Below are 15604 nucleotides of genomic sequence, written 5' to 3'. Positions count from 1 at the left end.
TGGTGGCCCCCCGCCGGTACCGGCAGCAGCGGCTGATCCCGGCGGCGATGGAGCCGCGCGCGGTGGTGTGCCGGCCGGAGAACGGCGGGTACACCATGTGGTCGGCCACCCAGATCCCGCACATCCTGCGGCTGATGCTGGCGATGACCACCGGGATCCCCGAGCAGGACATCCGGGTGATCGCCCCGGACGTGGGCGGCGGGTTCGGGTCCAAGCTCCAGGTCACCGCCGAGGAGGTGCTGCTGCTCCTGCTGGCGCGGCGGCTCGACGCCCCGGTGAAGTGGACCGAGACCCGCTCCGAGGGGTTCCAGACCACCCACCACGGCCGGGACCAGATCCAGGACGTGTCCATCGCCGCCGACGCCGACGGCAGGATCCGCGGGCTGCGCGTGCAGCTCCTCGCCGACATGGGCGCCTACCTGATGCTGGTCACCCCGGGCGTGCCGATCCTGGGCGCGTTCATGTACCCGGGGATCTACAAGATGGACGCCTACTCGTTCACCTGCACCGGGGTGTTCACCACCACGATGCCCACCGACGCCTACCGGGGCGCCGGGCGGCCCGAGGCGACCTACGCCATCGAGCGGATCGTCACCGAGCTCGCCGAGGAGCTCGGCATGGACCCGATCGAGCTGCGGCGGCGCAACTGGATCGGGCACGACGAGTTCCCGCACACCACGGTCGCCGGGCTCACCTACGACTCGGGGAACTACGAGGCGGCCACCGAGCGGGCCGCCGCGCTCTTCGACTACGACGGGCTCCGCGCCGAGCAGCGGCGCCGCCGGGAGCGCGGCGACCCGGTGCAGCTCGGCATCGGGGTGTCCACCTACACCGAGATGTGCGGGCTGGCGCCCTCCCGGATCCTGGGCGAGCTCAAGTACGGCGCGGGCGGCTGGGAGCACGCCGCGGTGCGGATGCTGCCCACCGGGAAGGTGGAGGTGGTCACCGGCTCCTCGGCGCACGGCCAGGGGCACGAGACGGCGTGGAGCCAGATCACCGCCGACCGGCTCGGGGTCCCGGTGGAGGACGTGCGGGTGCTGCACGGCGACACCATGGTCTCCCCGCGCGGCATGGACACCTACGGGTCGCGCTCGCTGGTGGTGGGCGGGTCCGCGGTGGTCCGGGCCTGCGACCGGGTGGTGGACAAGGCGCGCCGGTTCGCCGCGCACCTGCTGGAGGCGGCAGAGGACGACCTGGAGTTCTCCGGCGGCCGGTTCTCGGTGCGCGGCACCGGGCACCCCTCGGTCACCGTCCAGGAGGTGGCGCTGGCCGCGTTCGCCGCGCACGACCTCCCCGACGGGGTGGAGCCGTCGCTCGACTCCGACGCCGCCTACGAGCCGTCCGACTTCTCCTACCCGCACGGCACGCACCTGTGCGCGGTCGAGGTGGACACCGAGACCGGCGCGGTGCGGATCCGCTCCTACACGGCGGTGGACGACGTCGGCACGGTGGTCAACCCGCTGATCGTGGACGGGCAGGTGCACGGCGGGCTGGCGCAGGGCATCGGCCAGGCGCTGTTCGAGGAGGCGGTGCACGACGCGGAGGGCAACCTGGTCACCTCGACCATGGCCGACTACCTGCTGCCGTCCGCGGCGGACCTGCCGGACTTCACCACCGACCGGACGGTGACGCCGTCCACCACCAACCCGCTCGGCGCCAAGGGGGTGGGCGAGGCGGGCACCATCGCCTCGACCCCGGCGGTGGTCAACGCGATCGTCGACGCGCTGCGCCCGCACGGGGTGCGCGACGTGCACATGCCGTGCACGCCGGAGCGGGTCTGGCGGGCGATCGCCGACGCGAAGGAAGGCGGTGCGCGATGATCCCGCCCCGTTTCGACTACCTGCGGCCCGGCACGGTGCGCGAGGCCGTGGACGCGCTGGCCGCCGACGAGGACGCCAAGGCGCTGGCCGGCGGGCAGAGCCTGGTGCCGCTGCTGCGGTTCCGGCTGGCCGCCCCGACCACCGTGGTGGACCTGGGCGGGGTGTCCGGGCTGCGCGGCGTGCACGACGAGGGCGAGAGCCTGCTGATCGGCGCGATGACCTCGCACTACGAAGTGATCCGGGACCCGCTGGTGCGGGAGCACTGCGGGCTGCTCGCGATGGCGGCGCGGACCGTCGCCGACCCCGCGGTGCGGCACCGGGGCACGCTCGGCGGCGCCCTGGCCCACGCCGACCCGGCCGGCGACCTGCCCGCCGTCGCGCTGGCCCTGGACGCGGAGTTCCTGCTGACCGGCCCGGACGGCGAGCGGTCCGTGGCCGCCGCGGAGTTCTTCGTGGACTACCTGACCACCGCGATGGAGCCGGGCGAGGTGCTGACCGGGGTGCGGTTCCCCAAGTACGGCGGCTGGTCGTTCCATTACGAGAAGTTCTCCCGGACCGCGCAGGCCTGGGCGATCACCGGGGTGGCGGCGGCGGTGCGGCCGGACGGCGGCGGGATCGCCGAGGCCCGGATCGGGCTGACCAACATGGGGCCGGTCCCGGTGCGGGCGCGCGCCGCCGAGGAGGCCTGCCGGGGCGTCCCGGCCCAGGCCGGGGCGGTGCACGACGCGGCGGAGCGGGCCGACGAGGGCACCGACCCGCCGAGCGACCTGAACGCCCAGGCCGACTACCGCCGCCACCTGTCCCGGGTGCTGACCGCCCGCGCCCTGCTGGCGGCCGCCACCTGACCGGCCCGGGGGAGGGCGGGACGGGGAACAGGACCAGGACCGGAGGGCCGGGCCGAGGACCGGGCCCTCCGGGCAGGCGGCCGCTTTTCCGAGAGGAGTCCGATGAGCATCCGGCTTGAGCACCGGTTCACCGTCCCGATCCCTGCGGAGGAGGCCTGGGACGTGCTGCTGGACGTGGAGCGGGTCGCCCCGTGCATGCCCGGGGCGACGCTGGAGTCGGTCGACGGCGACGAGTTCACCGGCAAGGTGCGGGTGAAGGTCGGCCCGATCACGGTGACCTACCGCGGCCGGGCGCGGATCACCGAGAAGGACCCGCAGGCCCGGACCGTGCGCATCGAGGCCTCCGGGAAGGAGGCGCGCGGGTCGGGGACGGCGAGCGGGACCGTGCTGGCCCGGCTCTCCGAGGCGGACGGGGGCACCGAGGTGGCGGTGGAGACCGACATCACGGTGACCGGCCGGGTCGCCCAGTTCGGCCGGGGCGTGATGGCCGACGTCAGCGAGCGCCTGGTGGCCCGGTTCGCCGACGACCTCGCCGCGGAGCTGGCCGGTTCCGGCGAACCGGAGCCGGAACCGGAACCGGAACCGGAGCCGGCCGCGGCGGCCCCTGCGGCCGCCGGGGAGCACGGCGCGGAGGAGCCCGAGCAGGCGGAAGGGGCGGGGAAGGCGGAGGAGCAGGCCGCCGCGGAGCGGACCCGGGCCGCGGCCCGCGCCTCCCGGGAGGCCGATCAGGAGGCCCTCGACCTGCTCCGGACCGCCGGGGTGCCGGTGCTCAAGCGCGCCCTTCCGCTCCTCGCCGGGGCCGCCGTGGCGGTGCTGGTGCTGCGTCGGCTGTGCCGGCTGCGCCGGAGGCGCCGCCGGGGCTGACCCCGGACGGGCAGCCCCGGACGGATGGGGCCCGCCCTTTCGGATCGCCGCCGGGGAGGCCCGCCCCGGGACGATGTTCCCGACGCGGCGGGGGGTGCCGGCGCGCGCCGATGCCCCGCAACGCCGAGGTCATCGGGGAGGAGCGGCCGGCGGGTGCTCTCCGCCGCCGGCCGTCCTCCTCCCCTCGGCGGCCCCAGGGGACGTGCGGAACGCCGCGAAGCGGTGCGAAGCTGGCTAGGATCGCTCCCGCACACCTGCGTTCCCCCGCCCCCGTGAAGAAGGAAGTTCCGCATGGCTCCGGGCAGCGAACCGACCGGCGCGCCCCTCCCCCCCGAACTGAGGCCGCTGCGCGAAGAGGACCCGCGCCGGATCGGCCCCTACCGGGTGGCCGGCCGGCTCGGTCAGGGCGGTATGGGGACCGTCTTCGGCGCCATCGACGCCGACGGCCGGTGCATCGCGGTGAAGGTGGTCTCGCCCCGGCACGCCTCCGACCCCGCGTTCCGGGCCGCGTTCACCCGCGAGGTGGAGCTGATGCGCCGGGTGGGCGGCGTGTGCGCCGTCGCGGTGCACGGCGCCGACACCCGGGCCGACCCGCCGTGGGTGGCCACCGACTTCATCCCCGGCCCCACGCTCGGCGCCCGGGTGCGGGAGGGCGGCCCGCTGGAGGGCGAGATGCTCACCGCGTTCGCGGCCGGCACCGCCGAGGCGCTCGCCGCGATCCACGCCGCGGGGATCGTGCACTGCGACGTCAAGCCGGGCAACGTGATCCTCTCCCCGGACGGCCCGCGGGTGCTGGACTTCGGCATCGCCCGCCCGGTCGCCTCCCGGCCGGACCCCTCCGGCGCGGTCTTCGGGTCGCCCGGCTGGGTCAGCCCGGAGCGGTTCCGCGGAGCGCTGCCGGCCCCGGCCTCGGACGTGTTCGCCTGGGGCGCGCTGGTGGCCTACGCCGCGACGGGCCGCTCCCCGTTCGACGCCGCCGACACCGCCGAGCGGCAGCGCCGCGCGGTCGAGGAGGCCCCCGACCTGGACGGGGTGCCCGCCGGACTGGTGCCGATGCTCCAGGCCGCGCTGGACAAGGACCCGGCGCACCGCCCGGACGCGGAGTCCATCTACCGGGGGCTGCTCGACTACTCGGTCGCCGAGGACATCAGCACGGTGCCCACCGCCGACCTGGCCGGCCGGCTGCGCGGTCTGCTCTCCGGGGTGTGGACCGGCATCGACGCCTCCTGGCACGACCCCCGGCTGTGGGCGGCCGCCGCGGGCACCGCCGCCGCGGGCCTGGGCGCGGCCGCGGCCGGATCCGCCGTCGCCGGCGCGGCGGGAGCGGGCGCCGGAGCGTCCGGCACCGCAGGCGCGGCCGCAGGCGCGGGCGCGGGAGCGTCCGGCGCGGCGGGCGCGGCCGCAGGCGCCTCGGCCGCCTCCGGCACCGCCGCAGGGGCAGGGGCCGGGGCAGGGCTCGGGAGCACCGCCGCGGTGGGCGGCGCGGGCAAGCTCGCCGCCGTGGTCACCGCGGCCGTCGTCGGCACCGTCGGCGTCGGCGTCGGCGGCCTGTTCGTGGCCCGCTCCGTCGCCGGCGAGGGCACCCCGCAGGCCGAGGCCTCCCCCAGCCCGACCGCCCCGCCGACCCCGGAGGAGGCGGTGGCGGGCGTCATCGAGCTGTTCGAGACGGCCGAGTCGTACCACGCGGTGCTCGAAAACGAGAGCTCGCCCGACGACCCGGCGCCCCGCCCGGTCGAGTTGTCGTACGTGCACCGCTCCGACCCCGACTTCTACCAGCGGCACAGCGGCGGCACGGAGGCGGTGGACGCCATCTACGACGTCGGCAACGACCGGAACCTGCAGTACGGGCCCGCCTTCGTCGCCGACTTCAGCCCCAGTTCGGACGGGAACTCCATCGAATCGGAGGAGGACGCGCGGGCCCCCGTCCTGCGGCCCTTCCGGGACCTCGCGGAGAGCATGGAGGTCCGGGAGGAGGAGACCACCGAGCTGGACGGCACGCCCGCGACCCTGATCTCCGGGGACTACCAGGGGAGCGAGCCCGACCCGAGGACCGGGGAGGACCGCTTCGAGGACCGGTCCTTCTCACTCTGGATCTCCGAGCAGGGGGTTCCGCTGCGGCTGGAGTACACCAGACCCGAGAGCACGACCCCCTGGGTCTGGACCTACAGCTCCTTCGACGGCGACCTGGACCGGTGGAACTGCGGCGCGGTCTCCGCCGAGCCCGCGATCGGCGAGGTCGTGCTCATCGCCACCTCCCCGGACATCTCCTGCTCTGAGGGGCGCCCCGTCGTCGAGGGGTACCTGGAGACTCCGGAGGCCCAGGAGGGCAACGGCCCTCGGATCGGCTTCGAGGGCTGGACGTGCTTCTTCCAGCCCTTCAGCCAGGCCACTCGGATGACCGCGGAGGTCGGCTCCTGCACGCCAGAGGGGGCGGAGCAGGGGGAGCGGCTCGCGATGATCCAGATCTCCTGACCCGGGAGCGGCCCGGAGCGGCACCGGCGGCGTACACGGGCCGGCCCCGGCGGGAACCTTCCCGCCGGGGCCGGCCCGTGCGCGGCCCTGCGGCCGCTACTCCCACTCGATGGTGCCCGGGGGCTTGCTGGTCACGTCCAGGGTGACGCGGTTGATCTCGCGGACCTCGTTGGTGATCCGGTTGGAGATCGCGGCCAGCACGTCGTAGGGCAGCCGGGTCCAGTCCGCGGTCATCGCGTCCTCGCTGCTGACCGGGCGGAGCACCACGGGGTGGCCGTAGGTGCGGCCGTCGCCCTGGACGCCGACCGAGCGGACGTCGGCGAGCAGCACGACCGGGCACTGCCAGATGTCCCGGTCCAGGCCGGCCCGGGAGAGCTCCTCGCGGGCGATCGCGTCGGCCTCGCGGAGCACGTCCAGGCGCTCCCGGGTGACCTCGCCGATGATGCGGATGCCCAGGCCGGGGCCGGGGAACGGCTGGCGCCAGACCATCTCGGCGGGCAGGCCGAGCTCCTCGCCGACCCGGCGCACCTCGTCCTTGAACAGCTCGCGGAGCGGCTCCACCAGGGTGAAGGCGAGGTCGTCGGGGAGGCCGCCGACGTTGTGGTGCGACTTGATGTTGGCGGTGCCGGTGCCGCCGCCGGACTCCACCACGTCCGGGTAGAGCGTGCCCTGCACCAGGAACTCGACCTCTTCGCCGGCGCTGCCGCCGTCGGCGACCACCTCGCGGGCGGCCTGCTCGAAGACCCGGATGAACTCCCGGCCGATGATCTTGCGCTTCTCCTCCGGGTCGGTGACCCCGGCCAGGGCGGACAGGAAGCGCTCCTGGGCGTCGACGACCTTCAGCCGGGCGCCGGTGGCCGCGACGAAGTCCTTCTCCACCTGCTCGGCCTCGCCCTTGCGGAGCAGGCCGTGGTCGACGAAGACGCAGGTCAGCTGGTCGCCGATGGCGCGCTGCACCAGGGCGCCGGCCACCGCGGAGTCCACGCCGCCGCTGAGCGCGCAGATCGCCCGCTTGTCGCCGACCTCCTCGCGGATCCGGGCCACCTGCTCGTCGACGATGTTGACCATGGTCCAGGTGGGGCGGCAGCCCGCGCCGTCGTAGAGGAACCGGCGGAGCACCTCCTGGCCGTGCTCGGTGTGCATCACCTCGGGGTGGAACTGCACCCCGAACAGGCCGCGCTCGGCGTCCTCGATGGCGGCGACCGGGGCGCCCGCGGTGCTGCCCACGGTGCGGAAGCCCTCCGGGGCCTCGGTGACCGAGTCCCCGTGCGACATCCACACCGACTGGGCGGCGGGCAGGCCGCCGAAGAGCACCGAGTCGGTGCCCAGCTCGGCCTCGGTGCGGCCGAACTCGCTCAGCCCGGTCTTGGCGACGGTCCCGCCGAGGGTGGAGACCATGGCCTGGAATCCGTAGCAGATGCCGAAGGTCGGCACCCCGGTGCCGAACAGGCCGTCCGGGGCCTGCGGGGCCCCTTCGGCGTAGACCGAGGACGGGCCACCGGAGAGGATGATCGCCTTCGGCTTCTTGGCGAGCATCTCCTCGACGGGCATCGTCGAGGGGACGATCTCGCTGTAGACGTGCAATTCGCGCACCCGCCGCGCGATCAGCTGCGCGTACTGCGCGCCGAAATCGACGACGAGAACGGTGTCGAACGTGCTGTCGCCAGCACCGGCAAGGGACACGTAACGGCCTTCCCGCAGGTAGAGGTGGATCGCTACCAGTCTAAATCGTCGCCGCCGGACCCGGGACCGGGAGTGCGCCACCGGATCGGGGCGGCCGCTCCGGCCCGGTGGGCCCGTCCCGCCCTCCGGCGGCCGCGCCGCCTGTGCCCGCTCCCGGGCAGGGCCGTCGGCAGGGGCGCTCGGTCCGGCCCGGGAGCGGTGCCGCCGGGTGCGGGGCGGGAAGGGCGCACCGGCGGCGGGCGGCTCCGCGTCCTCCCCGGGGCGGCGGGGGAAAGGGCCGGCGGGGCGCCGGCCGGTCAGAGGGCGGCGACCAGGACCGCGCGGTCGTCGGCGCGGCCGCCCTCGGCGGACCACTCCATCACCGCGGAGCACACCTCGGCCGGGTCGGCCCCTCCGTCCTCGCCCAGGCCGCAGAGGAGGCCGGCCAGTGCGTCGACGCCCTGGTCGATGGAGGCGCCGCGGCGCTCCACCACGCCGTCGGTGTAGAGCACCAGCAGGTCGCCGGGGGCGGTCCGCTTCCACCGGCGGCGGTGGCGCAGGCCCAGGGCGCAGCCGAGCGGCGGGTCGGGGCGGCCGGGCAGCGGTTCGCACCGGCCGTCCGCGCGGACCAGGATCGGCGGGACGTGCCCGGCGACGCAGTAGCAGAGCCGGGCGGCGTCCGGGTCGTGCACCGCGTAGGCCATGGTGGCCATCTCCTCGGGCAGGAACGCCTCGACGTAGCCGTCGACCCGGTCGGCCATCCGGTCCGGCCGGGCGCCGACCTCCAGTGAGCAGGCCCGCACCGCGCTGCGCAGCTGCGCCATGACCGCCGCCTCGGCCAGGCCGTGCCCGGCGACGTCGCCGATGACCAGCCCGGTCTTGGCGGTGCCCGCGACGGCGAAGACGTCGTACCAGTCGCCGCCGACCTCCGAGCCGCGCGCGGTGGGCGCGTAGGCGGCGGCGACCCGCAGCCGGGTGGTGTCCACCCGCTGGGGCAGCAGGCTGCGCTGGAGGCGGAGCGCGGCGGCGTGCTCGTGCTCCAGCCGGGCGCGGAGCCGGCGCTCCCGGGCGCCGCGGGCGGGGGCGGCCCGGTCCGCTTCGCGGACCGGCACCAGGCGGACCTGGACGGCGGGGCCGCCGGTGCGCGCCCAGGAGGCGCGGGCGCCGAAGCAGTGGCAGCGCCGCGGGCGGCCGTCCCGGTCGATCAGGGCGAGCGAGCCGGCCAGCGGCCGCCCGGAGCGGGCCCAGCGGTGCAGCGTCTCGCCGACCTGCTCGGGGCCGTCGGCGGCGAGCCGGTACAGGTCGGCGCCGACCTCGGCGCCGGGGAAGAGCCGGCGCATCACCGCGTTGCGGCCGAGCACCTCACCGTCCTCGGCGACCAGCAGCATCGGGTCGCTGACGGTGCGGGTGATGGAGCCGAACAGGTCTCCGGCTAGCACGGGCCGTCCGCTCCCGGGCCGTAGTACTCCTCGCCGGGGCCGTCGTCCGGGCCGGGGCGCAGGCTGATCTCGATCAGGCAGCGGGGGCGGCCGCGCGCGATGGTCTCGGCCAGGTCGACCCGGGCGTAGCCGGTGTGCCGGGCGGCGAGGTCGCCGGCCAGGCCGGAGGTCATGGTGCACAGCGCCTCGCGGCCGCGGACCCCGTCGCCGAACGGGCATGCCAGGTTGGCCAGCACGATCCGCCCGCCGTCGCAGGAGACCAGCCGGAGGTCGCCGTCGATGCCGCGGTAGAGGTCGATCAGGGCGGCCGCGATCCGCTCCGGTCCGAGGGGGCCGCGGGGGCGGTGCGAGCCGAGTTCGTCGCCCATCCGCTGGGCGGCCAGGCCGATGTAGCCCGCGGCCTCCTCCGGGCCGATGGTCCCCTCCAGCGACGCCGCCAGCTCGACGAGCAGGCGGCGCATGAAGGCCTCCGTGTCCGCGGGCACGGCCGCTTCCGCAGGCATGGCCCCTCCCCTCCCCGGCGATACCCAGAACGTAACGCGCCAGAGTGGGATCACGCAGGGTTTTCCGCCTTTTGGGCCGGAGCACGGTGATCGCCGGAATCGGTACCCCCTCCGTACCGGGGAGGGGCCCGCCGGGGGCCTGCGGCGGCCGGCTCCGCATCCGCGGACGGCGCCCCGGGCACCGGGATCGGCGTACCGGCCCCGGGACGGAGGCGCGGGCGGGGAGAGCGGGCTCCGCCCCGCGGTCGGGACGTCGCGCGCCGGACCGGCCCGGCGGACGCCGGCCGGGGGCGGCCGTGCAGGGCCGCCGGGCCGCCCCCTCTGCGCCCCGGGCCGTTCCGGGCACCGCCTCACCCGTACCGCTCCGGCCCCTCCGCCGGGCAGGCCGCTCGGCGGGTCATCGGGGCGGGTCCTTCGGACGGCCGCCCGGCCGAGCAGGGCGGCCCGCCGGGGCGCTTTCCGGTACCCGCCGCCGGAGGGCGGGGCGGGTCAGCGGATGCGGAACCGCTTCATCAGCCGGGCGCCGGTGGTCATCAGGCCGGCGAGGCGCTCGTAGTCCATCCCGGGGGGACCGCCGAAGCCGATGATGTGCTGGCTGGCGATGGTCTGCGGCTCGGTGAACCGGAGCAGCCCCTCGTCGCCGTGCCGGCGGCCCAGGCCGGACTTCTTCATCCCGCCCATCGGGCCGCCGTAGCTGGCCCAGGCGGCGGCGAAGCCCTCGTTGACGTTGACCGTGCCGGAGCGGATCCGCTCGGCGATGCGCCGGCCGCGCCCGGTGTCGCGGGTCCACACGCTGGCGTTGAGCCCGTACTCGGTGGCGTTGGCCAGCTCGATCGCCTCGTCGTCGTCGGAGTACCGGTAGATCGAGACCAGCGGGCCGAAGGTCTCCTCGGCGCAGGCGGACATGTCCGGGTCGACGCCGGTCATCAGGGTCGGCTCGTAGAACAGCGGGCCGATGTCGGGGCGGGCCCGACCGCCGGCGAGGATCTCGGCGCCCTTGGCGCGGGCGTCGTCCACGTGCTGGACGACCCGGTCGAGCTGCCGCCGGTAGGTGAGCGAGCCCATGTCCGGGGCGTAGTCGAAGGAGGTGCCGAGCCGCATCGCGGAGACCGCCTCCGCGAACCGGGGGACGAACTCGTCGTAGACCGCGTCGTGCACGTACATCCGCTCGGTGGAGATGCACAGCTGGCCGGCGTTGCTGAAGCAGGACCGGATGGCGCCCTCGACGGTCCGCTCGACGTCGGCGTCGTCGCAGACGATCATCGGGTTCTTGCCGCCAAGCTCGGCGGAGCAGCCGATCAGCCGGGCGGCGGCGCGCTGCGCGATCTGCGCGCCGGCCCGGGTGGAGCCGGTGAAGGCGACGTAGTCGGCGAGGTCCACCAGGGGGTCGCCGATCTCGGCCGGGTCGCCGAGCACCGGGATCCACAGGTCCTCCGGGAGGCCGGCCTCGACCGCCAGGTCGATCGCCCACAGCGCGGTGAGCGCGGTCTGGGTGTCCGGCTTGGCGACCACGGCGTTGCCAGCGAGCAGCGCGGGGACGGCGTCGCTGACCGGCAGCGACAGCGGGTAGTTCCACGGCGTGATGACGCTGACCGCGCCCTTGGCCTGGTGGTTCACGTAGGACCGGGTGGCGCCGGGGATCGCGCCGGGGACGCGGCGGCGGCGCAGCAGCGCGGGGGCGCGGCGGGCGTAGTGCAGCGGGCCGGCGGCGGCGTCGTAGACCTCCTCGAAGGCGTGCCGCCGGGCCTTGCCGGTCTCCCACTGCACGATGTCGAGGATCTCGGTCTGCCGGTCCAGCACGAGGTCGTGGAAGCGGAGGAAGACGGCGGCGCGCTCGGCCGGGGTGCGCTCGGCCCAGCCGGCCCGGGCGGCGCGGGCCCGTTCGAAGGCGGTGGCGACGTCGCCGGCGGTGGAGAGCGGCAGCTCCGCCAGGGGCTTTCCGGTGAACGGCGCCTCGGTGGTCGCGGTGGCTCCGGAGGAGCTCTGCACGCGGCGGGTGAGCCCGGAGATCAGGGCGGGGTCGAGCGCGGACGGCTCCGCGGTCTGCGGCGTGGCGTTTCCCATGACCGCACCCTAGTCCAGCACCCCGCACATGACTACCGGTCGGTAACCCTGAGATTCCGCAGCGGAGTCCCGGCCCGGGGCCTCCGCCCCCTCCGCGCCCTATTCGGGATAGCCGTCCGGGTTGGCGGTCTGCCACCGCCATGCGTCGGCGCAGGCCTCGGCGATGCTCCGCTCGGTCTTGAAGCCGAGGTCGCGCAGGGCCGCGGAGGGGTCGGCGTAGCAGGCGGCGATGTCGCCGGGGCGCCGGGCCTCCACGGTGTAGGGCACCCGGGCGCCGGTGGCCTCCTCGAACGCGCGGACCGCCTCCAGCACCGAGGTGCCCCGGCCGGTGCCGAGGTTGTAGACCCGGCGGCCGGGGGCGTCGCCGAGGTGCTCCAGCGCGGCCAGGTGCCCCCGGGCCAGGTCCACGATGTGCAGGTAGTCGCGGACCCCGGTGCCGTCGGGGGTGGGGTAGTCGTCGCCGAAGACCTTCAGCTCGGTGCGGCGGCCGGCGGCGGTCTGGGCGATGAACGGGAACAGGTTGGCCGGCACGCCCTTGGGGTCCTCACCGATCAGGCCGCTGGGGTGGGCGCCGATCGGGTTGAAGTAGCGCAGCGACACCACGTGCCAGCGCGGGTCGGCGGCGGCCAGGTCGGCCAGGATCTGCTCGGCGAACAGCTTGGTGGCGCCGTAGGGGTTGGTCACCGACAGCGGCATGTCCTCGGTGATCGGCACGGCGGCCGGGTCGCCGTAGACGGTGGCCGAGGAGCTGAACACCATCCGCCGGACGCCGTGGTCCTCCATCGCCTCGCAGAGCGCCATCAGCGCGGAGAGGTTGGTGCGGTAGTAGAGCAGCGGGCGCTCGGTGGACTCGCCGACCGCCTTGAGGCCGGCGCAGTGCACCACCGCGTCGATCCGGTGCTCGGTGAAGATCCGGTCCAGCAGCGCCCGGTCGGCGCAGTCCCCGGTGTAGAAGGGCATCTCGGTGCCGGTGATCCGCTCCACCCGGCGGACCGCCTCGGCGCGGCTGTTGTACAGGGCGTCGAGCAGCACCACGCCGTGCCCGGCCCCGGCCAGCTCGACGGCGGTGTGCGTGCCGATGTAGCCGGCGCCCCCGGTCAGCAGAACGTTCACAGCCACGGACCTCCGAGCCCCCTCGCATCCCCGCGGTCCCCGCGGGCGCCCCCAAGGATATGCGCCGCCACCAGGGGCCCGACCGGGGGTACGCCCCTCCGCCCCGCGGCCCCCGGCCCCGGCCCCGCGCCCACATCGTCGTCGTACCACCGCGACGAGGCGGGCGCGGGGCCGGGGGCGGGAAAAACGGTGCCCCTGAGCTCGACAAGGTGGGCGCGGGGCCGGGGGCCGCTCGGGGGCGTGCCCGTCCGGGAGGGCGCATGGCCGGATCAGAGCCGGGGGTCGACCGGTTCGGACTCCAGGGCCAGGGCGGCGAAGACCGGCTGGTGCACCCGCCAGAGCGGTTCGGCGCGGGCGTGCCGGGCCAGGGACTCCAGGCCGAGCTTGTGCTCCCGGATCGCCAGGCCGGACTTGCGGCCCAGGCGCCGGTCGCGGAGCCGCTCCATCCGCTCCGGGCGCAGGTAGTCCGGCCCGTAGATGATGCGCAGGTAGTCCGGGCCGCGCACCTTCAGGCCGGGCTGGGCCAGCCCTTTGGCGCCCTTGGCGCAGGCCCCGGCCAGCGGTTTGACGACCATCCCCTCGCCGCCCGCGCCGACCAGCGACTCCCACCAGCGCTCCGCGGCGGCCGCCGACTCCTCCTCGCCGGCCTCCACCACCAGGTAGCGGGTGGTGCGCACCAGCGGGCAGTGCTCGGCGAGCCGCTCGGCCACCTGCATGTGCCACAGGTGGTCCCGGTCGGTGAACGCGGCGCCCTCCGCGGCCAGCACCGTGAACGGCGCGTAGCGCAGCCCGGCGGAGCCCTCCACCGGCCAGGTGTAGCGCCGGTAGACCGCGCTGAACTCCTCGATGTCCCTGCCGGCCGCGGCGATCCGGTCGGACAGCGCGGAGACCTCCAGGCCGCGCCCGGCGGCGGCCGCCAGGGCGTCCGCGGCCGCCGGCAGGGCGGCGCGGGCCGCCGCGCCCACCGCGGCGTACTGCTCCCGGATCAGCCCCTCGGCCTTGGCCGACCAGGGCAGCATCTCGCCGTCCAGGGCGACCCAGTCGGTGTCCAGCCGCTCCCACAGCCCGGCGGCGGCGATGCCCTCGCGCAGTTCGGCCAGGACCTCGGCCTCGGTGGCCGGGTCGCGGAAGAACGGCCGGCCGGTCCGGGTGTAGACCGCGCCGAGCGAGCCCGGGACGAACCGGCGCTCGGCCGCGGCGGCGTCCCGGCAGACCACGGCCACCGCCCGCGAGCCCATGTGCTTCTCCTGGCAGACCACCCGGTCCACACCGGCCGCCCGGTAGGCCTCGAAGGCCTCCCGGGGCCGCTCCAGCAGCTCCGGGTCGGCCGAGGTCGGCGCGGGCGCCATGGTCGGCGGCAGGTAGAGCAGCCAGCGCGGGTCGACCGCGAACCGGCTCATCGCCTCCAGCGCCGCCAGGGTGTTCTCCCCGGGCACCTTGACCGGGCCGTGCCCGGTGTCCACGATGCCGCCGGGCAGCTCCCCGGCGCGGGTCTCGACCGCGCCGACGTCCGCGGCGTCGACCACCCCGGGCTCGCGCTCGGCCGGGGCGTCGGCGTCCAGCGGCCGGGTCGGCTCGTACCAGGTGCGGTGCGCGGCGACGTCGACCAGCTCGCGCTCGGGGTAGCGCAGCGCGGTGAGCCGCCCGCCGAACACGCACCCGGTGTCCAGGCAGATGGTGTTGTTGACCCACTCGGCCTTGAGCGTGGGCACGTGCCCGTAGACCACCGCGGCCCGGCCCCGGTACTCCTGCGCCCAGGGCAGCCGGACCGGCAGCCCGTACTCGTCGGTCTCACCGGTGGTCTCCCCGTACAGCGCGAAGGAGCGGACCCGCCCGGAGGCGCGGCCGTGGTACTCCTCCTTGAGGCCCGCGTGCGCCACGACCAGCCGGCCGCCGTCCAGCACGTAGTGCGCGACCAGCCCGTCGCAGAACTCCAGGGCGCGGGCGGTGAACTCCTCGCCCGCCTCCTCCAGCTGCTCCAGCGACTCGGCCAGGCCGTGCGCGACCCGCACCTTGCCGCCCCTGAGCGCGCGGACCAGCTTGCTCTCGTGGTTGCCGGAGACGCACAGCGCGTCGCCGTCGCCGACCATGCCCATCGCCAGCCGGAGCACGCCGGGGGTGTCCGGGCCGCGGTCGACCAGGTCGCCGACGAACACGGCGGTGCGCCCCTCCGGGTGGTGCGCGCCGACGGCCCGCCCTTCGCCGTCCCGCCGGACCCGGTAGCCCAGCTCGGCGAGGAGCTCCTCCAGCTCGGCGCGGCAGCCGTGCACGTCGCCGATGACGTCGAACGGGCCGGTCAGCTCCTTCTTGTCGTTCCAGGACTTCTCCCGGACCACGGCGGCCGCGTCGATCTCCTCGGCGGTGCGCAGCACGTGCACCTTGCGGAGGCCCTCCTTGGCCATCCGCTTGAGGTGCCGGCGGAGTTCGCGGCGCTGCCGGGAGACGACGTGCGGCGGCAGCGACCGGTCGTCCCGCGCGGCGTTGCGGGACTGCGCGACCCCCTCCGGCACGTCCAGCACGACGGCGACGCACGGCACGTCGTTCTCCTTGGCCAGCCGGATCAGACCGGCCCGCGCCGAGGGCTGCACGTTGGTCGCGTCGACCACGGTGAGCAGGCCGCGCTTGAGCCGCTTGCCCGCGATGTAGTGGAGCAGGTCGAAGGCGTCGGCGGTGGCCGACTGGTCGTTCTCGTCGTCGCCGACGGCCGCCCGGCAGTAGTCGGAGGAGACCACCTGGGTGGGGCGGAAGTGCCGGGCGGCGAAGGTGGACTTGCCCGAGCCGGAGACCCCGACCAGCAGCACCAGGGCCATCTCCGGCACCGC

Annotated in this window: 10 protein-coding genes; 4 read left to right on the top strand and 6 right to left on the bottom strand. The window is 75.7% G+C overall.

Annotated features, from left to right (window positions below):
- From D459_RS0112870 to D459_RS33620, 4 genes are all read left to right on the top strand, one after another.
- Positions 1-1820 (top strand): xanthine dehydrogenase family protein molybdopterin-binding subunit (locus D459_RS0112870; protein ID WP_020380154.1); only part of this gene is annotated, 1820 nt, incomplete at its 5' end.
- The gene (locus D459_RS0112865; RefSeq protein WP_017593420.1) at positions 1817-2665 is read left to right on the top strand and encodes an FAD binding domain-containing protein; all 849 of its coding nucleotides are present in this window, start codon (positions 1817-1819) and stop codon (positions 2663-2665) included. The genes D459_RS0112870 and D459_RS0112865, both read left to right, overlap by 4 nt.
- Positions 2666-2767: 102 nt before the next feature.
- A complete protein-coding gene (locus D459_RS0112860) occupies positions 2768-3529 on the top strand; it encodes an SRPBCC family protein (RefSeq protein WP_017593419.1) in 762 nt (253 codons plus the stop codon).
- Between the two features lie 291 nt (positions 3530-3820).
- The gene (locus tag D459_RS33620) at positions 3821-6001 is read left to right on the top strand and encodes a serine/threonine-protein kinase (RefSeq protein WP_017593418.1); all 2181 of its coding nucleotides are present in this window, start codon (positions 3821-3823) and stop codon (positions 5999-6001) included.
- 96 nt (positions 6002-6097) lie between these two features.
- Here the strand turns inward: D459_RS33620 and guaA are convergent, their stop codons facing one another.
- The 6 genes from guaA to D459_RS0112825 all read right to left on the bottom strand — a co-directional run bounded on the left by guaA (position 6098) and on the right by D459_RS0112825 (position 15592).
- Positions 6098-7684 carry a glutamine-hydrolyzing GMP synthase gene (gene guaA / locus D459_RS0112850; RefSeq protein WP_017593417.1) on the bottom strand — a complete coding sequence of 529 codons (1587 nt, stop codon included), beginning with the start codon at positions 7682-7684 and terminating at the stop codon, positions 6098-6100.
- 296 nt (positions 7685-7980) lie between these two features.
- On the bottom strand, positions 7981-9102 hold the full coding sequence (locus D459_RS0112845) for a PP2C family protein-serine/threonine phosphatase (protein WP_017593416.1): 1122 nt from the start codon (positions 9100-9102) through the stop codon (positions 7981-7983).
- Entirely contained in the window at positions 9096-9605 is a 510-nt protein-coding gene (locus tag D459_RS0112840) for a methanogen output domain 1-containing protein (RefSeq protein WP_017593415.1), read from the bottom strand. The genes D459_RS0112845 and D459_RS0112840 overlap by 7 nt, the downstream gene beginning before the upstream one ends.
- Positions 9606-10094: 489 nt before the next feature.
- Complete coding sequence (locus D459_RS0112835; RefSeq protein WP_017593414.1) at positions 10095-11669, bottom strand: succinic semialdehyde dehydrogenase; 1575 nt, start codon at positions 11667-11669, stop codon at positions 10095-10097.
- 99 nt (positions 11670-11768) lie between these two features.
- Positions 11769-12782: a UDP-glucose 4-epimerase GalE gene (galE, locus tag D459_RS0112830; protein ID WP_017593413.1), complete on the bottom strand. Its 1014-nt coding sequence runs from the start codon at positions 12780-12782 to the stop codon at positions 11769-11771.
- Positions 12783-13051: 269 nt separating this feature from the next.
- On the bottom strand, positions 13052-15592 hold the full coding sequence (locus D459_RS0112825; protein WP_051065416.1) for a polynucleotide kinase-phosphatase: 2541 nt from the start codon (positions 15590-15592) through the stop codon (positions 13052-13054).
- Between the last annotated feature and the right edge of the window lie 12 nt (positions 15593-15604).

It is taken from the genome of Nocardiopsis potens DSM 45234 (genome assembly GCF_000341105.1).
GTDB classification, from domain to species: Bacteria; Actinomycetota; Actinomycetes; order Streptosporangiales; family Streptosporangiaceae; genus Nocardiopsis_A; species Nocardiopsis_A potens.
This window is presented reverse-complemented; position numbering and strand designations above follow the sequence as displayed.